The sequence below is a fragment of the Enterobacter sp. Res13-Sevr-PEC09-46 genome (genome assembly GCF_015672585.1).
Classification (GTDB): Bacteria; Pseudomonadota; Gammaproteobacteria; order Enterobacterales; family Enterobacteriaceae; genus Enterobacter; species Enterobacter hormaechei_C.
Genome location: NZ_JADABR010000012.1, coordinates 54,048 through 78,818 on the forward strand (window position 1 = coordinate 54,048; position 24,771 = coordinate 78,818).

The 24,771-nt window shown below is 56.4% G+C and carries 22 protein-coding genes and 4 tRNA genes; 5 read left to right on the forward strand and 21 right to left on the reverse strand.

Going from position 1 to position 24,771, the window contains the following annotated elements; genetic code table 11:
• Positions 1-55 precede the first annotated feature (55 nt).
• Genes yigB through IMQ56_RS07035 form a run of 5 tightly spaced genes read right to left on the reverse strand, consistent with a single transcriptional unit; the run spans position 56 to position 3,438 of the window.
• A complete protein-coding gene (gene yigB, locus IMQ56_RS07015; protein WP_196063615.1) occupies positions 56-772 on the reverse strand; it encodes a 5-amino-6-(5-phospho-D-ribitylamino)uracil phosphatase YigB in 717 nt (238 codons plus the stop codon).
• Positions 772-1,674: a tyrosine recombinase XerC gene (gene xerC / locus IMQ56_RS07020; RefSeq protein WP_017383588.1), complete on the reverse strand. Its 903-nt coding sequence runs from the start codon at positions 1,672-1,674 to the stop codon at positions 772-774. Before xerC ends, yigB begins: the two co-directional genes overlap by 1 nt.
• Positions 1,671-2,378, reverse strand: coding sequence for a DUF484 domain-containing protein (locus IMQ56_RS07025; protein WP_017694746.1), 708 nt, complete (start codon positions 2,376-2,378; stop codon positions 1,671-1,673). The genes xerC and IMQ56_RS07025 overlap by 4 nt, the downstream gene beginning before the upstream one ends.
• On the reverse strand, positions 2,375-3,199 hold the full coding sequence (dapF, locus tag IMQ56_RS07030) for a diaminopimelate epimerase (RefSeq protein WP_017383590.1): 825 nt from the start codon (positions 3,197-3,199) through the stop codon (positions 2,375-2,377). The genes IMQ56_RS07025 and dapF overlap by 4 nt, the downstream gene beginning before the upstream one ends.
• A 35-nt stretch (positions 3,200-3,234) precedes the next feature.
• Positions 3,235-3,438 (reverse strand): lipoprotein, encoded by a 204-nt coding sequence (locus tag IMQ56_RS07035; protein ID WP_003860815.1) that lies wholly within the window; start codon positions 3,436-3,438, stop codon positions 3,235-3,237.
• Between the two features lie 135 nt (positions 3,439-3,573).
• On the opposite strand from IMQ56_RS07035, the gene cyaY reads away from it, so the two are divergent.
• The gene (gene cyaY / locus IMQ56_RS07040; protein ID WP_003860816.1) at positions 3,574-3,894 is read left to right on the forward strand and encodes an iron donor protein CyaY; all 321 of its coding nucleotides are present in this window, start codon (positions 3,574-3,576) and stop codon (positions 3,892-3,894) included.
• A gap of 326 nt (positions 3,895-4,220) precedes the next feature.
• Here cyaY and cyaA read toward each other — a convergent pair whose 3' ends face one another.
• Positions 4,221-6,764: a class I adenylate cyclase gene (gene cyaA, locus IMQ56_RS07045; RefSeq protein ID WP_017383591.1), complete on the reverse strand. Its 2,544-nt coding sequence runs from the start codon at positions 6,762-6,764 to the stop codon at positions 4,221-4,223.
• A gap of 350 nt (positions 6,765-7,114) precedes the next feature.
• Between cyaA and hemC the strand changes: the two genes are divergently transcribed.
• From hemC to hemY, 4 genes are read left to right on the forward strand one after another with little or no spacing between them, the layout of a single operon-like run.
• Positions 7,115-8,056, forward strand: a complete 942-nt coding sequence (hemC, locus tag IMQ56_RS07050) for a hydroxymethylbilane synthase (RefSeq protein WP_017383592.1) — start codon at positions 7,115-7,117, stop codon at positions 8,054-8,056.
• Complete coding sequence (hemD, locus tag IMQ56_RS07055) at positions 8,053-8,793, forward strand: uroporphyrinogen-III synthase (protein WP_017383593.1); 741 nt, start codon at positions 8,053-8,055, stop codon at positions 8,791-8,793. The genes hemC and hemD overlap by 4 nt, the downstream gene beginning before the upstream one ends.
• Positions 8,794-8,813: 20 nt before the next feature.
• Positions 8,814-10,007, forward strand: a complete 1,194-nt coding sequence (gene hemX, locus IMQ56_RS07060) for a uroporphyrinogen-III C-methyltransferase (RefSeq protein WP_045614525.1) — start codon at positions 8,814-8,816, stop codon at positions 10,005-10,007.
• Positions 10,008-10,009: 2 nt separating this feature from the next.
• Positions 10,010-11,209: a protoheme IX biogenesis protein HemY gene (hemY, locus tag IMQ56_RS07065; protein ID WP_026080629.1), complete on the forward strand. Its 1,200-nt coding sequence runs from the start codon at positions 10,010-10,012 to the stop codon at positions 11,207-11,209.
• A gap of 537 nt (positions 11,210-11,746) precedes the next feature.
• Here the strand turns inward: hemY and IMQ56_RS07070 are convergent.
• From IMQ56_RS07070 to wecA, 15 genes are all read right to left on the reverse strand, one after another.
• Positions 11,747-11,823 (reverse strand) — tRNA-Pro (locus IMQ56_RS07070).
• Positions 11,824-11,867: 44 nt separating this feature from the next.
• Positions 11,868-11,954: transfer RNA gene (locus tag IMQ56_RS07075), tRNA-Leu, on the reverse strand.
• Positions 11,955-11,975: 21 nt separating this feature from the next.
• Positions 11,976-12,051: transfer RNA gene (locus IMQ56_RS07080), tRNA-His, on the reverse strand.
• Between the two features lie 67 nt (positions 12,052-12,118).
• A tRNA-Arg gene (locus IMQ56_RS07085) sits at positions 12,119-12,195 on the reverse strand.
• Between the two features lie 102 nt (positions 12,196-12,297).
• A complete protein-coding gene (locus tag IMQ56_RS07090; protein ID WP_017693946.1) occupies positions 12,298-13,683 on the reverse strand; it encodes an amino acid permease in 1,386 nt (461 codons plus the stop codon).
• A 197-nt stretch (positions 13,684-13,880) separates the two neighbouring features.
• Positions 13,881-14,621 (reverse strand): lipopolysaccharide N-acetylmannosaminouronosyltransferase, encoded by a 741-nt coding sequence (gene wecG, locus IMQ56_RS07095; RefSeq protein ID WP_015570015.1) that lies wholly within the window; start codon positions 14,619-14,621, stop codon positions 13,881-13,883.
• Positions 14,622-14,633: 12 nt separating this feature from the next.
• The gene (wzyE, locus tag IMQ56_RS07100) at positions 14,634-15,986 is read right to left on the reverse strand and encodes an ECA oligosaccharide polymerase (RefSeq protein WP_196063616.1); all 1,353 of its coding nucleotides are present in this window, start codon (positions 15,984-15,986) and stop codon (positions 14,634-14,636) included.
• The gene (locus IMQ56_RS07105) at positions 15,983-17,062 is read right to left on the reverse strand and encodes a TDP-N-acetylfucosamine:lipid II N-acetylfucosaminyltransferase (protein WP_032620664.1); all 1,080 of its coding nucleotides are present in this window, start codon (positions 17,060-17,062) and stop codon (positions 15,983-15,985) included. Before IMQ56_RS07105 ends, wzyE begins: the two co-directional genes overlap by 4 nt.
• Positions 17,059-18,309 carry a lipid III flippase WzxE gene (gene wzxE, locus IMQ56_RS07110; RefSeq protein ID WP_017383597.1) on the reverse strand — a complete coding sequence of 417 codons (1,251 nt, stop codon included), beginning with the start codon at positions 18,307-18,309 and terminating at the stop codon, positions 17,059-17,061. The genes IMQ56_RS07105 and wzxE overlap by 4 nt, the downstream gene beginning before the upstream one ends.
• 1 nt (position 18,310) lies before the next feature.
• Entirely contained in the window at positions 18,311-19,441 is a 1,131-nt protein-coding gene (gene rffA / locus IMQ56_RS07115; protein ID WP_032620666.1) for a dTDP-4-amino-4,6-dideoxygalactose transaminase, read from the reverse strand.
• 4 nt (positions 19,442-19,445) lie between these two features.
• Positions 19,446-20,123: a dTDP-4-amino-4,6-dideoxy-D-galactose acyltransferase gene (gene rffC, locus IMQ56_RS07120; protein WP_032620667.1), complete on the reverse strand. Its 678-nt coding sequence runs from the start codon at positions 20,121-20,123 to the stop codon at positions 19,446-19,448.
• Positions 20,120-21,382, reverse strand: a complete 1,263-nt coding sequence (gene wecC, locus IMQ56_RS07125; protein ID WP_015570020.1) for a UDP-N-acetyl-D-mannosamine dehydrogenase — start codon at positions 21,380-21,382, stop codon at positions 20,120-20,122. Before wecC ends, rffC begins: the two co-directional genes overlap by 4 nt.
• The gene (gene wecB / locus IMQ56_RS07130) at positions 21,379-22,509 is read right to left on the reverse strand and encodes a UDP-N-acetylglucosamine 2-epimerase (non-hydrolyzing) (protein ID WP_006812390.1); all 1,131 of its coding nucleotides are present in this window, start codon (positions 22,507-22,509) and stop codon (positions 21,379-21,381) included. Before wecB ends, wecC begins: the two co-directional genes overlap by 4 nt.
• A 56-nt stretch (positions 22,510-22,565) precedes the next feature.
• Positions 22,566-23,612, reverse strand: coding sequence for an ECA polysaccharide chain length modulation protein (wzzE, locus tag IMQ56_RS07135; RefSeq protein WP_017693953.1), 1,047 nt, complete (start codon positions 23,610-23,612; stop codon positions 22,566-22,568).
• A 13-nt stretch (positions 23,613-23,625) separates the two neighbouring features.
• The gene (gene wecA / locus IMQ56_RS07140) at positions 23,626-24,729 is read right to left on the reverse strand and encodes a UDP-N-acetylglucosamine--undecaprenyl-phosphate N-acetylglucosaminephosphotransferase (protein ID WP_001050933.1); all 1,104 of its coding nucleotides are present in this window, start codon (positions 24,727-24,729) and stop codon (positions 23,626-23,628) included.
• Positions 24,730-24,771: the final 42 nt, after the last annotated feature.

Sequence of the window (24,771 nt, forward strand, 5' to 3'; positions counted from 1 at the left end):
AGGCAAATGTTTCCATTCGCCAAAACCCTGTTAATTTATACAGAACAATTGATGATTATATCAGCGTCGTGAGGGATGCCAACCGTGAAATTTCCACGTGCGGCAGAAGACGGCTATCCGGGGTAGTCATCAGATCGGCATTTTCCGGCTTGATCCAGCAGGCCTGCATGCCGCAGCGGATCGCCCCGGCGACGTCCGTGGTCAGGTCGTCGCCCACGTGCAGGATCTCACCGAGCGGCAAATCCAGTTTTTCCGTTGCCAGATGATACATATCGTTGAACGGCTTCGAGCGTCCGTGCGGGCCCGCGCGCAGCACGAACTGAAAATAGTTCCCCAGACCAAACAGTTCAGGCTGAGCGTTGCCGTTGGTGATGGCCACCAGCGGCCACTTTTCGGCGAGCTTCGCCAGCGTGTCGTGGGTCTCCTGCGGCACGTCGATCCGACTGCGCCATTTGGCGAAGTTTTCCATGGCCGCTTCGGCCCCCGTGGCCGCATCCTGCGCGCTCAGGCCGGCGTTGAGCATCGCCTGCTCAACCGCACGGCGGCGCCATTCGGTCACGTCGTGGTAAATCTCCGGTTCGGTTTCCCGCAGGGACTGACGCAGCTTCTGGAAGTCTTTGTTCTGCATCGCTTTCAGCGCAGGATGGTAGTTCTGCACAAACGCCAGCGACTCCTGCTCAGTACGCAGGATCACCGGACGATTGTCGTAAAGGGTGTCATCAAGATCAAACGTCAGGGCTGAGATCTGACCGAGTGGGCGGTAAAAACGCATTATTTCCCCCGTTTGGCGCGTGGATGCGCCGCGTCATACACCGAGGCAAGGTGTTGGAAGTCTAAGTGGGTATAGATTTGGGTGGTCGACAGATTCGCGTGACCAAGCAGCTCCTGTACGCCGCGCAGGTCGCCGCTTGATTCCAGCATGTGCGTCGCAAAGGAGTGGCGCAGCTTGTGGGGGTGAACGTGGCTGTTCAGCCCCTGCTTAATGCCCCACTCCGCAAAGCGCTTCTGCACGTTACGCGCCGAGATCCGCTTGCCGAGTTTCGACAGGAACAGCGCATCTTCGTCGGCGCCAAACAGCCCGCGAAGGTCCAGCCAGTGCTCAATCCAGGAGACCGCATTGCGGCCGATCGGCAGGCGGCGCTCTTTGCTGCCCTTGCCCATTACCCACACCTCGCCGGACTCCAGATCGAGGTGCTTTAAGTCGAGGTTCACCAGCTCAGAGAGACGCAGGCCCGCACCGTACATCACCTCCAGCATCGCGCGGTCGCGCACGGCCAGCGGATCGTTAAGATCGATATCCAGCAGGCGGTTTACGTCGTCGACGTCGATATTTTTCGGCAGATGACGCGGGGCTTTCGGCGTGGCGATCCCTTTTGCCGGGTTGGCTTTCAGACCGCCCTGACTGACCAGCCAGTCGAAGAAACTGCGCAGGGCAGAGAGCCGGAGCGCCAGGCTCGCCGGGCTGAGATTTTTTTTACGGCTACGCACGACGAACCCGCGTACCGTGGCGGCGTCACATTGTTGCCAGCTTTTCAGGCCGATTTCATCGGCAAGCTGCATGATGGCATCAAGCTGACGCTGATAGTTGAGCAGCGTAATAGGGCTGAGCTGGCGTTCTACGCCCAGATAGCGCAGAAAGCGGTTGACGTCAGTGGCGAGCAATCCGTCCGTCATACGCGCTCAATCCAGCGCTCCAGCAGCTCAGGCAGCATCAGGGCGATCTCCTGCAACAGTTGCGTGCCCTGCCCCTGTTCATAATGATGCGCGTCGCGGCTGGTAAATAACATCACGCCCAGGTCACCATCGCGCCCCATCAGCGACATCGCCACCGAGCCGATAGCTTTGGCTTCCGGCAGCACCACCAGCAGTTCTGGCCCGTTAAGCGGCCCCAGATAGTGGTGCTCATGGCCCAGACGCTGAATGCGCAGCGGCTCAAACGCCTGACGGCTCAGCGCCAGATGGGTAAACCCGGACGGCGCGCCAATGCGCCAGCGGTCAGGGAAGAGACGGATCGTCGCGCCTGCCAGCCCCAGCTCGCGCGCCCAGCGGTGGAAGCGGTTGAGGAACTCTTCGAGACTGTGCGCGGAAGCCAGACGCGCCTGAAGGTGCAGTAGACGGTAGAACAGGCTTTCGTTATTGCTGGCCTGCTCCATCAGCAGTGTCATGTTCTCTTCGAGCTGATTGATGTGGTTGCGCGAGCGCGCCATGTGCCATTCAACCAGCGACACGGTCTCGCGAACCGGATGCGGCACGCGCATCTGTTCGACGACGCGTGCATTGCGGATAAAAAACTCAGGATTGTGCAGCAGGTAATCCACAACAGCGCTGTCGTCCAGCTCCGTTACAGGTTCCCGCAGTTCTTCCCCTGGTTGCTTCATAGATGGATAAACCCGTCATAAACATGTGTCGCCGGGCCAGTCATGTACAGTGGATGACCCGCACCTTTCCAGGCGATATCAAGACGTCCGCCCGGTAATTCCACGCGAACCTCTTCTGCCAGTAACCCCTGTGAGATACCGACGGCCACCGCCGCACAGGCACCGCTTCCGCAGGCCTGGGTTTCGCCCGCGCCGCGCTCGTAAACCCGCAGGCGAATGTGTTCACGCTTCACCACCTGCATGAAACCGATGTTCGCCCGCTCCGGGAAGCGCTCATGGCTTTCCAGCACCGGGCCGAGCGTTTCAACCGCCGCGGTTTGCACATCATCCACCTGAATCACGCAGTGCGGGTTACCCATTGAGACGACGCCGCACAATACTGTCTGCTCGGCGGCACGCATAATATAGGTCTTTTCCGCTTTGTTGGCGCGAAACGGCACGGCAGAGGGGTCGAAGTTCGGCTCGCCCATGTTCACGCGCACCAGTTCGTCGTCGGTGACGCTGAGCACCATCCGGCCGTTGGCGGTGCTGACGCGGATATCGCGCTTGTTGGTCAGCCCTTTCAGCCGAACAAAGCGGGCAAAACAGCGCGCGCCGTTGCCGCACTGGGAAACTTCGCTGCCGTCGGCGTTAAAAATGCGGTAGTGAAAATCCAGGTCAGGATCGTAAGGCGGCTCCACCACCAGCAGCTGGTCAAACCCCACGCCCACGTGTCGATCCGCCAGGCGACGGATCAATTCCGGGGAGAAAAAGACATTCTGCGTTACCGCGTCGACGACCATAAAGTCGTTGCCAAGGCCATGCATTTTAGAGAACTGCATCATTTGCTCCATTGCGCGGGTACAGAACGTAATTGTCAGAGATTGACCTGAGTCGGGCCGCCGTTATTGCCGCGATCGTTGGTATCCGGCGTAGATGACTCGATACCACTTTGCACCGGTTTTGTCGGCGGTGGTGCGTTTTTATCCTCTGGCGGGAAGTACAGTGGTCCCTTCAGTCCACAGCCGGTCAGGCTAAACAGAGTGACAAGAACGACAAGCGTTCGGAAGACGTTTTTCATGTAGAGGTTGCCCGTAAGTTCAAATCTGTTTCTATCATCGCAGGAGAAGACACAAAAGCAAGAGTTTGCCGCTTTCCTGCAACGGGAATTATTTAGCGTTATACTGCCGCCATCACGAAAAACAGGAATAAAACCATGAACGACAGTGAATTTCATCGCCTTGCCGATACCCTGTGGATGACCATCGAAGAGCGTATCGACGACTGGGACGGCGACAGCGATATCGATTGTGAAATCAACGGCGGGATCCTGACCTTAAGCTTCGAAAACGGCAGCAAGATTATTATTAACCGTCAGGAGCCGCTTCACCAGGTGTGGCTGGCGGCGAAACAGGGCGGCTATCACTTTGATCTGAAAGGTGACGAGTGGGTCTGCGATCGCAGCGGCGAAACGTTCTGGGATCTGCTGGAGCAGGCGGCGACGGCGCAGGCGGGCGAGGACGTAAGTTTCAGATAGTTGCGTTGCCCGGTGACGGCTACGCCTTACCGGGCCTACAACGACTCGAACCGTAGGCCGGGTAAGCGTCAGCGCCACCCGGCAACAGCGGCTCAAACCGTAGGCCGGGTAAGCGTCAGCGCCACCCGGCAACAGCGGCTCGGACCGTAGGCCGGGTAAGCGATAGCGCCACCCGGCAACAGCGGCTCAAACCGTAGGCCGGGTAAGCGATAGCGCCACCCGGCATCAGCGGCTCAAACCGTAGGCCGGGTAAGCGTTAGCGCCACCCGGCAACAGCGGCTCAAACCGTAGGCCGGGTAAGCGATAGCGCCACCCGGCGAAAAGCCTCAGGAAAAGTACTGCTGCAACAGCGGCGCAGTTTCCTGGTTAGCGGGCGCCGCAGGGGTAATCGCCTGCGTACGGAACGGGATCACCTGCGCTCGCCCATCCACATTCACAATCTGGTAGAACTGCGGCAGGTTGAAGTTGATAAAGCTTGAGCCGTAGGTAAAGCGATCGTGCGAGGACGAATAGAAGCGGCTGACGTCGCGCACCAGCTCCTCTTTGCTGCCTTCGCAGTGGTGATACACCTCGGCACGGTTGGTTTCATCCAGAATGTAGATGTTAAACCCGGCGTTATCGCCCGACTCTTCGAAGAAGAACTGAATAATCCCTTCACTCGCAAAGCCATCCACCACCTGCGGCAGCTTAACGTGATTGGTTTCCACCTGAACCGACAGGCCATGCAGTTTGTTGTGTGAAATCGCGCCGTAGAATTCAATGGCGTTTTCCAGCTTCTGCACCGACACGTTCAGGCGCTCAAAGAACAGCCCCCAGGTCTGGCCGGAGACGCGCAGCGCTTTAAAGCGCCCGGTTTCCTGTCGGGTGCTGGAGAGACGCAGTTCGATGCACTCAGACACCAGCTGCTGAACGCGGGTACGAATCAGGCCGCGCAGGTGCTGGCTGTAGCAGAACACCTCCACGCTGTCCGGCGGCGCGGCGTCCTGGTGCATCTTGCCGAGGATCGTTTTCAGCGCCTCGATCATCGCCTGCTCGCCGTTAAAGTGCAGGGTACGCACTTCGTTCCACGAGTTGCGGTACAGCAGATCCACGCTGCCCACCAGGCAGTTTTGCTGCTCGCCAAAGCTAAAGACGTCCAGCTTGCGGAAGTCAAAGTGAACCACCTGATTGCGGAAGGCCGCCGTCGGGTCGTATTCCAGGTTGACGATGATCGCCAGATGGCGAATCTCACACGGGCTGTAGAGCGCTTTTGGCGTCGGCGCAGGCAGACGCAGCGGGAAGTGGTGCGAGACATCCGCCACCATCTCCTGCAACTTGGCTAAATCGACCACCTCGTTGCCTTTGATAAACAACCGGGTGCGTGAGGTGAGAAGGCCGTTAAACCAGGCCCAGGCCACCAGCTTGTTCAGGTAGCGGTTATACTCCAGCGGCTGATGGCTGATGATCGAATCCATGCTTGGCGCACGGTTGTACAGATACCACCCGGTGCGGTTCGCGCGGCCCGGCGGTACGTAGATAAAGGTCAGATTCGGTTCAGACAGGTCAGGCGAAATCTGTGGGTTAACCAGCGTTACCTTGCCCGGCAACGCTTCAAACGCGGCGTACAGTTTACGGGTCAGCACCCCGATATCCTGTGGGCTGGCAGAAACGCTAAGGTTGTTACGGCGGGCAAAGCGGATCAGGTTGCGGTAGCTCTGCATCATCGCATCAAGCAGTTCGTTGTGCGCCTCACGCACCTGATCGATCTTCCAGTTGGCGCGGTTGTCGAGCATGGCGAGACGCTCTTCGTCCCATCCCCACTCTTTGACTAACTGGCTGACGACTTCACGACGCCAGCCCACGCAGGCGCGTTCGCGGCTCAGTTTTTCACAGACTTTGAGATAGAAACATCGACGCACCAGGTCAAGACGCGTGGCGTCCTCAATGGCTGTCAGGTATTCGGTGACGCGTTCCAGCATCATGCAGTAGGCATCAAGCCCGTAGGAGACGATCTCCCCGTCGTGCAGACGCTGTTTAATATCTTTCGCCAGCAGGCGCGGCGTGGGGTATTCCCAGGAGTAGGCTTCCAGCAGCAGGGTTTTCAGCACCGCTTTGTACGGTGAATCAATGCTCTTATAAAGCTGCCAGAGGCTTGCGCCAAAGTACTCTTCGGCGGACAGGGAGCTCAGGCCGCCCAGATCCAGCCACTCGTTTGGCGTCAGAACGCCCTGCGAGTAAAGCGACATGACGTAGTCGTCATAATTCTCTTCTTCATCGCACGGCACCATATTCCACAGAATACGTTTCCCGGCCAGGCGAACGGCAGTACGGTAAAACTCATCCAGCAACAGGATGTGCTGAGTCGAGCCGCAGTCTTCACCACCCAGACTGCCGCTTTCGTTATGGCGGAAACGGTTTTCATCAATCAGGAAGAAGCTCACTTCCACGCCGAGCGACGCCGCCCAGCTCTCCAGCAGGCTGCATTTACGCTGCAACAGCTGGCGCTCTTCATTGTCGAGCCAGGACTGATGGCAGACCCAGATATCCAGGTCAGAAGAGCAACTTTGCCCAACCGATGACGTGCTGCCCATGGAGTAAACCCCGGTAATCGGCAGCTCGCCTTTCGGCGAATCCTGCGGCGGCATACCACGGTAGAGTTCAAGTTCAGTCAGGTAATGCTGTTGGGTTTCATCAGGCGTGAAGAGGCAAATGCCCTGGGGAACGTTACCATCAAGGTAACCCGGCATCAGCGGATGGTGATAGTGCAACAATGTTGGCAGTAGACTGTATACCTGCTGGAAAGCAGGGCCCATGGCAGCAAGCGCGCGATCCACACGCAATTGATTGATGGCATCCAGTCTCTGTTTCAGAGTCTCAATATAGAGGTACAAGACGTATCGCCTGATGTTTCCGGGTGTCGCACGCCAGTCAGAACACAAAAAGCAGCGGACCCGCAGTATTTCAAAAAATAACCGTTACCCTTTTTTCGCCTTTTGCTTTTCTGGTGGTACAGACGAAAAAATGGTCTAAAACGTGATCAATTTAACACCTTGCCGGTTGACCGTAAAGAAAGATGCGCTACATACAAGTGTAGCACCGTTCTTGACGTGTAAATTCCTGAATACGGCGATGGCTGACGAGTACGCCGCCCTGTCCCTCTCACTCTTCATCAACCGTAAAACTGCCATCCGAGTGTCAACAATGTTAGGATGGTTAGCGATTGATAATGACGGTAACAAGCATGTTAGACAATGTTTTGAGAATTGCCACACGCCAAAGTCCTCTTGCACTCTGGCAGGCACATTATGTTAAGCAGCGCCTGGAAGCCTGCCACACCGGATTACGCGTTGAACTGGTGCCAATGGTCACGCGTGGCGATGTCATTCTGGATACGCCGCTGGCCAAAGTGGGTGGAAAGGGTCTGTTTGTCAAAGAGCTGGAGCTGGCATTGCTTGAGAACCGCGCCGATATCGCCGTGCATTCGATGAAGGATGTGCCCGTTGAGTTCCCGGAAGGGCTGGGGCTGGTGACCATCTGCGAGCGCGAGGATCCGCGCGATGCGTTTGTCTCTAATCGCTATGACTCGCTCGATGCGTTGCCAGCAGGCAGCGTGGTCGGCACGTCAAGTTTACGCCGCCAGTGTCAGCTGGCTGAACGTCGCCCGGATCTGGTGATCCGTTCGCTGCGCGGGAACGTCGGCACACGCCTTGGCAAGCTGGATAACGGCGACTACGATGCCATTATTCTTGCGGTTGCGGGCCTGAAACGCCTGGGGCTGGAAGAACGCATTCGCGTCGCGTTGCCGCCGGAGCTGTCGCTGCCCGCCGTCGGCCAGGGTGCCGTCGGCATTGAGTGTCGTCTGGTTGATGCGCGCACTCAGGCACTGCTCGCGCCGCTGAATCATGACGATACCGCCGTTCGCGTAAAAGCCGAGCGCGCGATGAATACTCGCCTCGAAGGAGGCTGTCAGGTGCCAATTGGCAGCTATGCTGAATTAACTGACGGTGAGCTGTGGTTGCGTGCGCTGGTTGGCGCGCCGGACGGCTCACAGATGGTTCGCGGTGAACGTCGCGGCAAGCCGCAAGATGCCGAGGCACTTGGCGTATCGCTGGCGGAAGAGCTGCTGAATAACGGCGCGCGTGAAATTCTGGCTGAGGTCTATAACGGAGAGCCCCCTGCATGAGCATACTTGTCACCCGCCCTTCTCCCGCAGGAGAGCAGTTAGTGAGCCGTCTGCGCGCACTGGGGCAGGTGGCCTGGAGTTTTCCGCTGATTGAATTCTCCCCCGGTCGCGAGCTGCCTGAGCTCGCTGACCAGATGCGTCTCTTGCAGGAAGGCGATCTGCTCTTTGCGCTGTCGCAGCATGCCGTGGAGTTTGCCCATGCGCAGCTGCAACAGCATGCCGTTAGCTGGCCTCACGCCCCCCGCTATTTCGCCATCGGGCGCACCACGGCGCTGGCCTTACATACCGCGAGCGGAATCGATGTTCGTTACCCGTTAGATCGGGAAATCAGCGAAGTCTTGCTACAATTACCTGAATTACAAACCATTGCCGGAAAGCGCGCGCTCATTTTGCGCGGCAACGGTGGTCGCGAACTGCTGGGCGAAACGCTGCGCGAACGCGGCGCAGACGTGACGTTTGTGGAGTGCTATCAGCGCTGTGCGAAACACTATGATGGCGCGGAAGAAGCAATGCGCTGGCACGCCCGCGGTATTAATACGCTGGTGGTCACCAGCGGTGAAATGTTACAACAGCTTTGGTCGCTGATTCCGCTTTGGTATCGCGAAAACTGGTTACTCCGCTGTCGGCTTCTGGTCGTCAGTGAGCGTCTGGCGAACCACGCCCGGGAACTGGGCTGGCAGGATATTCGGATCGCTGAAAACGCCGACAACGATGCGCTGCTGCGCGCATTACAATAACTCTCAAATGGGAAGCCATAATGACGGAACACGAAAAATCCTCCGCCGTGGTTGAAGAGACCAGGGAGACTGTGGACACCACGTCACAGCCAGAGACGACAGACACAACCGTTGAGAAGAAAAACGGCAGCAACAAAGCCAGCCTCACGCTGAGCGTGATTGCCATCGCGATTGCGCTGGCCGCAGGCGTGGGACTCTACGGACTGGTGAAGAAACAAGGCACCAACCAGACGGCCACCAGCGACGCGCTGGTTAACCAAATCACTGCCCTACAGAAAGCGCAGGAGACGCAAAAAGCTGAGCTGGAAGGCGTGATCAAACAGCAGGCTGCCGCCCTCGCCGACGCGAACAGCAAACGTGAAGAGTTGACCAAACAGCTGAGCGAAGTGCAGGAAAAAGTCGCCACAATTTCGGGAACCGATGCCAAAACCTGGCTACTTTCACAGGCCGATTTTCTGGTGAAACTGGCCGGGCGCAAGCTCTGGAGCGATCAGGATGTCACCACCGCCGCCGCGCTGCTGAAAAGCGCCGACGCAAGCCTGGCGGACATGAACGATCCGAGCCTCATCAACGCTCGCCGCGCTATTACGGAAGATATCGCCAGCCTGTCCGCGGTTTCTCAGGTCGATTACGATGGTATCATCCTTAAGGTAAATCAGCTCTCCAACCAGATTGATAACCTTCAGCTGGCCGATAACAACGACGATGACTCCCCGATGGATTCTGACGGCACCGAGCTGTCCAGCTCCCTGAGCGAATGGCGTATCAACCTGCAAAAGAGCTGGCAGAACTTTATGGACAGCTTTATTACCATTCGCCGCCGCGATGAAACTGCCGTGCCGCTGCTGGCGCCGAACCAGGACGTCTATCTGCGCGAAAACATTCGTTCCCGCCTGCTGGTGGCTGCCCAGGCCGTACCGCGTCACCAGGAAGAGACCTACAAACAGGCGCTGGATAACGTTTCAACCTGGGTACGTGCTTACTACGATACCAATGACGCAACCACGACCGCGTTCCTTGAGGATATCGACAAGCTGAGCCAGCAAAACATCACCATGAACGTGCCGGACAAGCTGGAAAGCCAGCCGATTCTGGAGAAGCTCATGCAGACGCGCGTGCGTAACCTGCTGGCCCAGCCGGGCGTTCCGGCAGAGCGTCCGGCTGAAGCACCTGCCGCCGCGCCAGCGCCTGAAAGCGCGCCGCAAGGAGAGTAATGATGCTAAAAGTCTTCTTACTCTTCATCCTGCTGATCGCCGGGATTGTACTGGGGCCGATGCTCGCGGGTCACCAGGGTTATGTATTGATCCAGACCGATAACTACAATATCGAAACCAGCGTAACAGGGCTGGTGATTATCCTGATCCTGGGTGTGGTCGTTCTGCTGGCAGTGGAGTGGCTCCTGCGTCGTATTTTCCGTACCGGCGTACATACGCGCGGCTGGTTCGTTGGCCGTAAGCGCCGTCGCGCCCGCAAGCAGACCGAGCAAGCGTTGCTGAAGCTGGCCGAAGGCGACTATCAGCAGGTTGAAAAGCTGATGTCGAAAAATGCCGACCATGCAGAACAGCCGGTTGTTAACTATCTGCTGGCCGCTGAGGCGGCGCAACAGCGAGGCGATGAGGCCCGCGCCAATCAGCATCTTGAACGCGCGTCTGAGCTCTCTACTAAAGATCCGATTCCGGTTGAGATCACCCGCGTTCGTCTGCAACTGGCGCGCAATGAAAACCATGCCGCCCGTCACGGCGTTGACCGTCTGCTGGAAATTACCCCTCGTCACCCGGAAGTGCTGCGTCTGGCTGAGCAGGCATATATTCGGACCGGTGCCTGGGGCTCGCTGCTGGACATTATCCCTTCCATGGCGAAAGCCGACGTGGGCGATGATGAACATCGTGATGAACTTCAGCGTCTGGCCTGGATTGGCCTGATGGATCAGGCGCGCGCCGATCTCGGCAGCGACGGCCTGAAAACCTGGTGGAAAAACCAGAGCCGCAAAACGCGCCAGCAGGTTCCTCTTCAGGTGGCGATGGCAGAACATCTGATTGAGTGTGATGACCATGACACCGCGCAGGAGATCCTCCTCGACGGTCTCAAGCGACAGTATGATGACCGCCTGGTGATGGTCATCCCGCGTCTGAAAACCAACAATCCGGAACAAATTGAAAAAGCACTGCGCCAGCAGATCAAAACCGTGGGCGATCGTCCGCTGCTGTGGAGTACGCTGGGCCAGTCTCTGATGAAACACGGCGAGTGGCAGGAGGCGAGTCTCGCCTTCCGCGCCGCGCTGAAGCAACGTCCGGACGCATTTGATTACGCCTGGCTTGCTGATTCGCTGGACAAGCAGCATAAGCCGGAAGAGGCCGCAGCTATGCGCCGTGATGGGCTGTTATTGACGTTGCAAAATAACGGAACGCAGCAGTAATTAACAGGAGGCCAGATGGCCTCCTTTTTTACGCCCATAAAAAAACGCCTGCTATAAAAGCAGGCGTTAAAACAGGTCTGTAAGACAACATATTTGGTGCTTCACTCAACGTTGTGTCCATGGTGTCTGATGAGGCCGAAGCGACATCTGTCAGTGGACGATAAGCACCGTAAACGGCTCTGCGTCATTCCTGAGTTTATGAGGCCTTAAGGCGAACATAAGAGATGGAATGAGCATCTACACGCATATTATTGCATGTAATGTGCCAGGTTTACACGCAGAACTTTTACATCGCGCAACATTTTAAGATAAAAGGAAATTATGCTGTTAAGAACCGCCTGAAGCCATACAACATCGCGCTGAAGGCGGCGATATGTCGTCACCAGGAGACAGGTTAAGAGGTAAAATAATAAATTCTTAAATATTAACGGGTTATATGTCGCTGAATCGCGACAAGGATATAGAGTGTTGTCGGGGAAGGACTACAGGATAAAAAACGCAGAAAACAAAAAACCCCGCCGAAGCGGGGTTCAAAATTGGTCGGCGAGAGAGGATTCGAACCTCCGACCCACTGGTCCCAAACCAGTTGCGCTACCAAGCTGCGCTACTCGCCGATGTACTGCTTTTTTGAATTTTTAGTTCAACTCATTAAAAGTCGTGGTGCGAGGGGGGGGACTTGAACCCCCACGTCCGTAAGAACACTAACACCTGAAGCTAGCGCGTCTACCAATTCCGCCACCTTCGCAATTCACAACTCTTTCAATAATGGGGTGGCTAATGGGATTCGAACCCACGACAACTGGAATCACAATCCAGGGCTCTACCAACTGAGCTATAGCCACCACTGTATTCTTTCACGCGGTTCTGACTACTTCTCAGACCACCGCAGCTCTAGCGCCGGGACTAAAATGGCGCGCCCGACAGGATTCGAACCTGAGACCTCTGCCTCCGGAGGGCAGCGCTCTATCCAGCTGAGCTACGGGCGCTTAGCGCCGTTGCGGGGCTGGATATTACGTACCTCCGTCCCCGCTGTCTAGTGCTTTTTTGAAAAAAATGCGCGTTTGGTTATGGTTTGCACATTTTGCCGCTTATTCCTCCACTTTATGGGCGGAGCCACGGCGGCCCAGGCCAAAAAGTTTATATGCAGCTGTGACGGCAGCCAGGAAGATCATCCCGACAAACAGCGACATGCGGGTATCTTCATTAAAGTACATTCCAATTAATACGCAAATCAGGAACGCCATCGTCAAATAGTTCGCATACGGGAACAGAATGGAGCGGAACGGATGGCTGGCGATCGCTTTTTTGTGCGCCTGTCGGAAACGCAGCTGGCTAATCAAAATAACAAACCACGGTACCATTCCCGGCAGCACGCTGGCGCTATAGACGTAAACAAACACGCGCTGCGGATTCGGGATGATGTAGTTCAGGCAAGAGCCAATCAGCAGAATCACAATCGACACCGCGACGCCCGCCACCGGTACACCCACGCGGGAGACTTTACCCATCACCGCCGGCAGCTGTTTGTTTTGCGAGAGCGCGTAAAGCATACGCCCGCAGCTGTACATCCCGCTGTTACAGCCGGAGAGCGCCGCCGTCAGTACCACAAAGTTGATAATGGCGGCCGCCGCCGTGATGCCAATCTTAGCGAAGGTTAAAACAAACGGGCTGCCGGTGGTGCCGATCTCGTTCCATGGGAAAATGGTCACGATAACGAAGATCGCGCCCACATAGAAAATCAGGATACGCCACAGCACCTTGCCTACCGCGCTACGCAGCGTGACCTGCGGGTTTTTCGCCTCACCTGCGGTAATGCCGATCAGCTCAACGCCCTGATAAGAGGCGACAACGATACAGAGTGCGGTCAGGAAGCCTTTCCAGCCGCCGGCAAAGAAGCCGCCGTGTCCGGTCAGGTTACCGAAACCAATCGCGTGCCCGCCGTTACCGAAACCAAAGAAGATGACACCCAGACCCACAACAATCATCACGATAATGGTGGTGACTTTGATCATCGCAAACCAGAACTCGATTTCACCGTAAAGGCGAACGGCGGCAAGGTTCGCCAGCGCCACAAGCCCTACGGCGATGAGCGCGGGTATCCACTGGGCCATCTCCGGGAACCAGAACTGCACGTAGACCCCGATGGCGGTAATCTCCGAAATCCCGACGGCCATCCACATAAACCAGTACGACCAGGCCGTGAGATAGCCAAAGAACGGGCTCATATAACGGTGGGCGTAAACGGCGAAAGAGCCCGTTACCGGCTCCAGAAACAACATTTCGCCCATTGAGCGCATGATGAAGAAGACGAACAGCCCGGCAATAATATACGCCAGCAGGACGGAAGGCCCCGCCCATTTCAGCGTGCTTGCCGAGCCCATAAACAGGCCAACGCCGATAGTCCCGCCCAGCGCGATCAATTCAATATGTCGAGCTTCCAGCCCACGCTGAAGCTCCGGTTTTTTCTCTGCCATAAATCCTCGGTTGTGTTTGCTGTTTCCCGACTTATTGCCGGGTATTGTTTTGAGGGGTACTGAAATACGGAGCGAATGGTTTCTTAAATTCTGGCAAATGGCAAACAATGCATTAAAAAAATGAATGCATTGTACAGAAATCCAGCAGTTTTACAGGGGGGATTGCAGCGCGAACAGCAGATCGCGCTGCATATTGATTACATTTTCCCGGTGTAGTGCCAGGCGAGGTAGCGCAGCAGACGAATCTGTCGTTTGATACGCGTCGGTTGAGAGAGCAGGCGGTAGAGCCACTCCAGCCCCAGGTTTTGCCAGACTTTGGGCGCCCGCTTAACGTGGCCAGTAAAGACGTCGTAGGTGCCGCCGACGCCCATATAGAGCGCATCCGGGCTGACCAGACGGCAATCGCGCATCAGAATTTCCTGCCGCGGCGACCCCATGGCGACAGTGACAATTTTCGCCCCGCTGTCGCGCACGCGCTCATATAACGCCTGGCGATCTTCCGGCCTGAAATAGCCATCCTGGCTGCCCACGATGTTAACATTCCACTGGCTACGCAGCTTTTGTTCGGTCTGCGCCAGCACCTCTGGTTTGCCGCCAATCAAAAATACCGGCGTGCCTTCAGCGCCTGCGCGTTCCATAAGCCGCTCCCAAAGGTCAGCACCCGCCACGCGAGACACATTAGCGTCAGGAAACTTTTTACGAATTGAACGCACCACGCTAATACCGTCGGCGTATTTAAACTCCGCGGCTTCAATCAGGCTTTTCACTTCCGCATTATCTTCAACCGCCAGCATTTTTTCTGCGTTGATGGCCACCAGCGTGCCCGATTTCATCTGCCCGTCCGCGAACAGGAAATCCAGCGCGTGTTGCATGTCACGCCAGCCAATAAGCTGTAGCCCACGCAGCGCATAACGCGGGGCTGAAGTTGTATCCGTCATGATAATCCCTACTCAGACTTGCGACAGCGTTGTGCTGCCCTGTGGCTCACGTCTGTGCACAAGCCCTACACTGTCAAACAACCAGTACAGCAGTTTTGCCAGCAGCAGACAGAGACCGAAAACGACCATAAAGAACACCACGCGTGAGACGAACGAATCCAGCCCCTCGCGCGCCAGAACGATCATATTGAAAATGGCACCGAAACAGAAACTGTGCAAAACAGCGGCTTTGTAGCGGTTGGTCTCTTCGTTACCCAGCGTATATAGCCAGTCGAACCATTTTATTATCAACCCGACCGCGATCGCGCCCGGCAGGATAAACCACGTTCCGCCCATCACTACCAGCGAGCCAATCAGGGTTGGGGAAATCGCCAGGCCCGAATGGTTGTTCAGCACTTCCCAGGTAAAGTAGTTCGCCGTATTCAGGACAATACCGGGACGGTCGGGCCACAGCCACGTCGGTATAAAGACATAGAAATCGCGAACAATCGGCGCCAGCCCCTGGAATTCGATTTTGTCGTAGTTTTGCAGCAGTAAAGCCAGGTTTTCCCACGGAGAGAAGGTATCGCGCGTCAGATACAGGAAGGTATAAAACGCTTCGTCGCCGGCCACGTTCAGTCCGTAGCGCTTCAGCGCCAGCCAGAACATCCCCACAATGCCAAAGACGCCTGCCGCCGCCAGCATCCACAGCGAGATCCAGCCGCGAATAATGCCTATAAACAGGAAAATCGCGAAGGCGATAATGATGTTGGCGCGGGTGCCGCCGACGATCATGTAGGTCAGAATGCCAAATGCGACGGTGCTGACCAGGAAGAACAGCCAGGCTTTACTGTCCTGACGCAGGAAAAAGACCACCAGCATCGCCGGAATGAAGAAATAGAAGAAACGCTTGAGCGCGACGCCGGAGACTTCGGCGGAGAAAATCTGGCTATAGGACTGCAACTTAAACAGTAAAAAGCCGTTATGCATGAAGAAAATCGCCACGCTGACGAGGGCGATGGTCATCAGCATAACCCACGTCAGATGGGTTTCTACCCGGTTCATTGTAAACAGCGGACGACGGGGTGTGGTGTCTTTCGCCGCGCGCAGGCGCGTTTTATAGGTGACGTAATACACCGCGTAGAAGCAGGTCGCAGAGAGCAGCGCCTGCAACAAAATTTCCGGCGGAGCGACGCCAACATCAAAGCGGAACACGAGGATGCTGGTCAGCGGGAAGCCAAAGAAAAAGGTCAGCAAAAACAGCAGCGAGAAGAATACGTTGAAGTTAAAACGTACGCGCCGGAATTCAAACCATGTGAGCGTGGCGATAAACAGCGTGCTCAGCAGCCAGACCACCAGCAAGCCGCTAAATTGCAATTGGCTCATGCGTTGTCTCCTGAAGCAATACGCAGCGCGCGGTGCCACGGCGTGAGATAGTTCGGGCTGAAAAAGTCGATGCTATTTTTATCCACCAGCGTGAGCTGACGCTGCGCTTCCCGTACCACCTCGACATTAAGCGTGTCAGAGGTAAACAGCACCGGAATATGCTGTTCGGCCATGTCCTGCCAGAACGGGTTTTCGCGGTTGAGCACGCACGGTACGCCCGCCTGAATCAGCAGACACAGCGTACCAATCCCCTGCTGACGGGCAAAGATGAAATAGCCCAGATCGCATTTTCGCAGCAGCGCGAGATAGTCATCAAATTCCAGCTTATCGCTGAGAATGTGCAGATTTTCCGCGCTAAACAGCCCAAGCCCCTGCTGGCGAACGTCATCGATGTAGGCGTCGTTATTGGCGGGATAGCCCATCGGCACCACCACGTTCACCGTATCGCCAAACTGCTGATGCACCGCCCGCAGCGCCGCGACATGCTCGTTACTGCGATCGCCGGAATTTCCCACCAGGATAGTCAGTTTGCCCTCACGAACCGCGTCATTCGCCATGGTATTCAGTGCCGGATCCATACGGGTCGGAAAATAGAGCAGTTCCCCGCGAACCTTCGGGTGCTGTTTAGCAAAATAGTTGAGGTCGCCACGGGTAGCAAAAACGCAGCCCACGCGCGCCTGCGCCAGACGACGCAGCGGATAGAAAAGACGGAACTTCCAGCCGTGGGAGACTTCGTAGAGATCCGCTCCCCAGATATGCCAGCTGAACTGGGAAGGTTTTATCCCGCCGCTTAACAGCGCCAGCCACAGCCCGGTATTGAATTGTCCGTGGAAGAAGAAACGCTGGCTTCGGTCCGCTTTGGCTTTCGCGACAACGGCTTTGGTCAGGGCCGCTTTGTCTGGCCAGAAGGTGATGTGCAATGCCGGACACGCCGCGCTCAGGCCGTTATCGCGTCCAACGACCATAAACTCGCGCGCATCGGGCGTGCCGGATGCCAGTTCATCGTTGAAGAACCGCAGAACGGTCTGGTTATGATGCGGGATATCCGATCCCAGTATGTGTATCAGTGCAGTCATGCGCGTTTACGCCAAAGTAAAAATACGCCGCAACAGGCAGCGAAATAAACGATATAAGTTGCCATATAGGCCTGAGCCGCCCCCAGCGCACCGTGGGTGGGGATCAGCCAGTGAGAAAATGCCGTCAGCAGCGCAAACTGGCCGATCTCTGCCAGGATATACAACCGCAGCGAAGCCTTCGCAATCACCAGATAGCCGAAAACGTATGCCCCCACTTTCAGCACATCGCCGACCAGTTGCCAGGCAAACAGATCGCGCATGGCGGTAAACTTCGCCGAAAACAGCAGCCAGATGGCGAAATCACGCAGTAACCAGACGGTAAAGCTGGCGATCGCAACCGCCGGCAATACAAAACGCAGGGAGCGAAAAATCTCGCGGGTAATATCCTGCCTGGAAGTCAGGCGCGATAAGGTTGGCAGTAAATAGACGCTAAAGGAAGCCGTAATAAATTGGAGGTAAGCATCTGAAATGCTGCTCACGCCCTGCCAGATCCCCACTTCATCCCAGCTGTAATGCGCTGCCAGCAGGTTTCGCATCATCACGTAGGCAACGGGAAGCGTTACTGAAGTGATGAGCGCCATCAGGGTAAACTTTCCTAGCTGCCCCGCCAGCATCTTGTCCCACTGCGGTTTCAGGTAATTCAGCGGGACATTGCCTCTGCGCATCAGCATAAACGCTGCCGGAATGACAACGAGCGCAGGCACCAGCGCCAGCCCCAGCAGCGCGCCTTCATAGCCGCCCAGCCGATAGCAAAAGTAGTAGGCGATAACGCCGATGATGCTGCCGAGGATCAGCGCCAGCGCATTCCCGGCGGCATCACGGAAGCCTTTCATCAGCGCCAGCAGCAGGTTTGCCCAGGCGATCCCCATCTGAACGAGCGCCACCAGGCGCACCAGCCCCTGATAGTGCGTGTGTCCGAACAGTCCCTGGCTGATGGGTGCCGCCGCCAGCAAAAAGACGACGGCCAGCAACGTAGAAAAGCCCAGCACCATAGCAGAGGAGGTGCCCACCACCGTGCGGAGCTTTTCGGCATCGTCATGATGCTGCGCGACGTATTTGGTGACGCCATTGAATATCCCGGCACCCGCCAGCACGCCAAGCACCGTGACCAGCTGGCGGAAATTCCCTGCCAGCCCAACGCCTGACGGACCAAATGAGACGGCCAGCAGCTTGACGACCAGTAACCCGGCGCCAATTTTTACAAGCGTGGACGCTGCCGTCCACACCGACGCTTTTGCCAGAGACATATCAGGCGAAATAACTCAGAAGCGAATTGATCACCGTACGCTGGTTCACCGGCGCGAGGTTGTAGAACAGGGGCAGGCGGAGCAGACGTTCGCTCTCTTTGGTGGTGTAGCGGTCTTCACCGGCAAACATCCCGAAGGCTTCGCCAGCCGGGCTGGAGTGCAGCGGAATATAGTGGAATACCGCCATAATTTCCGCCTCTTTCAGCCAGGCAATCAGCTTGCTGCGATCGTCGTTATCGCGCAGCTTGATGTAGAACATGTGAGCGTTGTGGATACAGTCTGCCGGAATAGTCGGCAGTTCAATACGTCCGGCTTTTGCCAGCGGCTCCAGCGCGTCGTAGTAGGTTTGCCACAGGGAGAGGCGTTGCAGATTGATTCGCTCTGCCGCTTCCAGCTGCGCCCAGAGATACGCGGCCTGCAAATCCGCCATCAGGTAGCTTGAGCCGATATCGCGCCAGGTGTACTTATCCACCTGACCGCGGAAGAACTGGCTGCGGTTGGTCCCTTTTTCACGGATCACTTCCGCACGCTCCACCAGGGCACGATCGTTAATCAGCGTCGCGCCGCCTTCGCCGCCTGCGGTGTAGTTTTTGGTTTCGTGGAAGCTAAAGCAGCCGATATGACCAATGGTGCCCAGCGCGCGCCCTTTGTAGGTGGACATCACGCCCTGCGCTGCGTCTTCCACCACAAACAGGTTGTGCTTTTTAGCGATGGCCATGATGGTGTCCATCTCACAGGCCACGCCCGCGTAATGCACCGGCACAATCGCCCGCGTTTTATCGGTGACCGCCGCTTCAATCAGCGTTTCGTCGATGTTCATAGTATCCGGACGGATATCCACAAACACGATTTTCGCCCTGCGCAGGACAAACGCGTTCGCCGTGGAGACGAAGGTGTAGCTCGGCATGATCACTTCATCGCCGGGCTGGATATCCAGCAACAGCGCCGCCATCTCAAGCGATGCGGTACAGGACGGCGTCAGCAGTACCTTGGCACTGTGAAAACGTTGCTCCATCCACTGCTGGCAGCGGCGGGTAAAACCGCCATCGCCACAGAGCTTGCCGCTGCCCATAGCAGACTGCATGTAATCAAGTTCAGTGCCCACAACGGGAGGCGCGTTAAATGGAATCATCTTGTCACCTGTATAACCAGTAGGCGGTGGCGTCGATGCTGGCACCACTCGCAATATAACGTTTAAGCGCAGCGGTGTTGCCCATCTGGGTTGCGACCCGCAGCGTCGATACCTGTTGTTGCTCCGCCCAGTGCAGCGCCGCCTGCATGAGTTTCTCGCCCATGCCGCGCCCGGCTAACAAACCGATGCGCGCCTCGTGCTCGTTGAGCCTGCGAAGCGAAACAAAACCCTGAATCTGCCCCCCGGCAGTACGGAACACCAGACAGACGTGGTCAAACGTGCCTTTGACCGCATTCTCTATCCACTGGGCATAAAAGCGGCCGCTGTCATCGGGCGCATACCAGGGCGCCCGGAAACGGCTCTGAGCGAAGGCCAGCGCCGCCATCTTGCGCAGCGCGGGGATATCCTGCTCCGTTGCAATTTCCGCGCCCGGTGAGGCGTGGAGAGCCACGGTAACAGAGAGATCAACCTCACCCTCGACCAGCCGGAATCCGTGCTGCTGGAGGGCGTCCAGCAGATCGGCGCGGTCCGCCGGGATCTTAGCCTGTACGCGCTGCCAGGCGCTGAAGTCTGCTTCCTGCAACGCAGGGGCATTGTCGCGCAGACGCACTATCGCTGAGGGACGCGCAAAGAATGCGCTTTCCCACTCAAGGGCCTCCAGCACGCCGTTGAGGATACTCAACGCCACACGCCTTTGGTATCAACAACATACTGCTGACGTACGGCATCACCGGAAACCGCTTTGAACGCATTGTGATCCACCAGCAGCACCAGCACATCCGCCGTCGCCAGCGCGTCATCCAGGGCGGTAAGGGTGCAGTGACCGGCAAGTTTTGCCGGCAGCGCATGAATATTCGGCTCAACCACCAGCGTTTCACCGCTGTGCCAGGCAGCGATCATTTCGGCAATTTCCATCGCCGGGCTTTCGCGCAGATCGTCAATATTCGGTTTGAATGCCAGACCAAAGCAGGCAATTTTCAGCTCACTGGCGCGTTTGCCGCTGTCGGCCAGGCAATCCGCGACCGTGGCTTTGACCTGGTTGATAACCCAGTGCGGTTTGTGGTCGTTTACTTCGCGCGCGGTGCGAATCAGGCGTGCCTGTTCCGGGTTCTGCGCCACGATAAACCACGGATCGACCGCGATGCAGTGCCCACCCACGCCCGGCCCCGGCTGAAGGATGTTCACGCGGGGGTGACGGTTGGCAAGACGAATAAGTTCCCAGACGTTAATCCCCTGATCGGCGCAAATCAACGACAGTTCATTCGCAAACGCGATGTTAACGTCGCGGAAGCTATTTTCGGTCAGTTTGCACATCTCGGCGGTGCGGGAGTTGGTCACCACACATTCGCCTTCAAGGAAAATTTTATACAGCTCGCTGGCGCGCGCGGAGCAGACTGGCGTCATGCCGCCAATCACGCGGTCGTTTTTAATCAGTTCCACCATCACCTGGCCTGGCAGTACGCGCTCAGGGCAGTAGGCGATATTGATATCGGCCTGGTCGCCCGCCTGCTGCGGGAAGCTGAGATCGGGACGCGCCTCGGCCAGCCACTGCGCCATCTGCTCGGTAGCCCCAACAGGTGAAGTGGACTCAAGGATAACCAGCGCCCCTTTCTTCAGCACAGGCGCAATGGATTTTGCCGCCGCCTCGACGTAAACCATGTCAGGCTCATGATCGCCTTTAAAGGGCGTTGGAACCGCAATCAGGTACGCATCGGCTTCTACCGGCGTGGTGCTGGCGCGCAGGAAGCCACCGTCCACCGCCTTTTTCACCACACGATCGAGATCGGGCTCCACGATATGAATTTCGCCACGGTTGATGGTTTCCACCGCGTGCGCGTTGATATCTACGCCAACGACCTGCTTTTGACGAGAGGCAAAGGCCGCCGCAGTAGGCAGCCCGATATAGCCAAGACCAACAACAGAGATGGTAGAAAAACTCATAGCGTTACCCGATTGTGTTTAAGTGCGTGCAAAATACGACCACAAGCCTGCCCGTCACCGTACGGATTGTGGGCCCGGCTCATCGCCTGATACTCTTCATCGTCATGCAGTAAGCGCGTGACCTCTTCGACAATACGACGCGGATCCGTTCCCACCAGACGCACAGTACCGGCAGTAACCGCTTCCGGGCGTTCGGTGGTTTCACGCATCACCAGTACCGGCTTACCGAGGGAGGGCGCCTCTTCCTGAATGCCGCCAGAATCGGTCAGGATCAGCCAGGCGTGGTTCATCAGCCAGACAAATGGCAAATAGTCCTGCGGCTCGATCAGGAGCACGTTTTCAACGTGGCCCAGGATACGGTTGACCGGTTCGCTGACGTTCGGGTTGAGGTGCACCGGATAGACAATCTGCACATCCTCGTTCTGCGCGGCGATTTCAGCCAGCGCGTGGCATATTTGCTCAAAGCCACGGCCAAAGCTTTCGCGGCGGTGGCCCGTCACCAGAATCGTTTTCTTGCCGTTGTTCAGGAACGGATAGCGTGCAGCAAGTTCTGCCTGAAGCTCGCTGTTAGCCAGCACGCGGTCACGCACCCAAATCAGCGCATCAATGACCGTATTGCCGGTGACGAAGATCTTGCTGTCGCTGATATTTTCGCGCAGCAGGTTCTGACGTGAGTTCTCGGTTGGCGCAAAATGGTACATCGCCAGGTGACCGGTGAGCGTACGGTTGGCCTCTTCCGGCCACGGGGAATAGAGATTGCCGGTACGCAGACCCGCTTCAATATGACCAACGGGGATACGCTGATAGAACGCGGCCAGGCTGGTCGCCACGGTGGTGGTGGTGTCGCCGTGCACCAGCACCACATCCGGCTTGAACGACTCCAGAATAGGCTTTAATTCTTGCAGAATACGGCAGGTGATTTCCGTCAGTCCCTGTCCCGGTTTCATTATATTGAGATCGTAATCCGGGACGATAGAAAAGAGGGTTAAGACCTGATCGAGCATCTCACGGTGCTGGGCAGTCACGCACACTTTCGCTTCAATATCAGGATCTCTGGCCAGCGCATGAACCAGAGGCGCCATCTTGATGGCCTCCGGCCTGGTGCCAAATACGGTTAGTACTTTCACATCGATTCTCTTCGATTAGACGATGAAGGCCGCAGCCTTCATCGTAGACGGCGTTCTTAGTTTGTGCGGCGACGCAATAACGCTACGCCAGCGCCAGTCAGTGCGCCCACAATCCCCCACATAATCATCAGGAATGCGCGACGCGGACTATCGCGTTTTACAGGCTCTTCAGGCGTTCTTAAATAACGATAGGTCTGAAAACGCGGGTCCAGCGTTGGACCGACGTTGAGCGTATTGAGCATGGCGCGGTTTTGGTCGTAATCAAGGTCAAAGTCAGGGCCAACGGCCTGGATATTTTCCAGACGTGCCTGAAGCATTGGGCGACCAAGAAGGAACATTTCTGAATCCGGGAGTTCGTCAGCCGGAACATCCGTTTCGCTACGGGAAATATTGTGCTGTTCCGCAATCTTCAGTGCCTGCTCAATATTATGTACGCGACGGGCGAAGATAGCCTTAGCGACCTCTTCCTGACGTTTGACCTGCGCTTTCATCTGAATAGTACGCGCAGCCCAGGCGCCTTTCAGCTCGTCATTCAGATGACTGGCCGCGCGCTGGCTGGCAAAAGCAACGTACTGACGCAACAGGTTATTGGCGTCCGGCGCCGTTTCCGCAATCAGCTTCACGCTGTCGCTAACGTTACGGAGCACATCGCCAGGCATAAACTGAATGTTATTAATCAGGTCATCCAGCAGCGCGGCATCCGCTTTGCTGTTACCGACCATGCGCTGCTTGTAGTAGTCCGTCTGGGACCAGAAATCGCGACGTGTATCCCACGACGCCAGCTGCATCACAAACTCTTTGTAGGATTCATCCATCACCGAGGCCTGATCCGGGGTCGCCAGATTGGCCTTGATATCAAGATTACGCAGGAATTGCTGCTGGGAGTAGTAGCCTCCAAGCATATTCACCGTTGGTCGGTCTGTGATCGCCGTGGCGCTCCACTCTTGTTTTGCAAAGAAGGTGTAGGCAAGCGCTAACAGCGCGAACCCCAGGGCAATCCCCACAATCCACAGTTTGCCCTGCCATAACACGCGAAACAAACCACGAATATCCAGCTCGTTCTCAGTGCCCACTGATTTCGCTCCCGCCAACGGTTGAGTCATCATAGTCCCGGTTTTACTTAGTTAATGTTGTGTTTTTGCCACTGTTCCGACGCATCCTGCGTTTTAAACGTTTAATAAAACGCGCGACTTTCCATGCACGCTTGATGCAGTAACCGTACATGAAAAATGCTAGCAAGAATAATACCAACATTACCCATTCAGGAATGAAATGTGCGTATTCCGCGGCTACGCCAATCGCAGCCAGAATAGCAGCCGCAAGCGTAATCAACACAAATGCCTGACGAGACGTGAAGCCGGCGCGCATAATCAGGTGATGAATATGCTGCCGATCGGGAGAAAACGGGCTCATCCCTTTACGCAGACGGCGGTACATTATAGCGACCATGTCCATCAGCGGGATGGCGATAATCCAGAGAGCCGTTACCGGGCTGATAGGGTGCGTTTTACCCTGCGTGGTTTCCAGCAGGACCCAGATAACCGTAAAGCCAATCAGGGTACTGCCCGCATCGCCCATAAAGACTTTATAGCGACGCCCTAACACACCCAGATTCAGGCAGATGTAAGGCAGGATGGCGGCAATCATGGCAAAGCACCACATTGACAGGCTGTACTGGCCGTCAAACCATAAGATGATGCCGATAGCGCCAAACGAAACAGAGGACAGCCCACCGAGCAGACCGTCTATACCGTCAACCATGTTAAAGGCGTTGATAGCCGCCCACACGGCAAACAGCGTCAGGAAGAAGCCGAATGGCCCAAGCACCAGCTCCCAGGGACCAAACACGTAGCCCAGGCTTCTGAGATAGAGGCCGCCTACCACCATCATAATGATGCCAATGGCCGCCTGTACCGTCGCGCGGAACTTCACGCTGATATCAAAACGATCATCAAGGGCGCCGACCAGTACCAGCACACCGGCACATGCCAGGTAGAGTGCGGCATGGGGGATATAGTAATCCGCGATCCCGAATGTGAAACAGATGCCTGCGTATACCGAAATGCCGCCCACCAGTGGAATAAGCCCCTGATGACGTTTACGGAAGTTCGGTTTGTCCACTAACCCAATTCTTTTTGCTACCTTGCGCGCAATGAACAAAAAACAGGTTGTGAATAAAAAAATACTGATCAGCTCAGTTACAGCAGTGAGTAGATTCACAATGGATTGCTCTCAACAAATGTTAGTCCCGGAAGTATAACC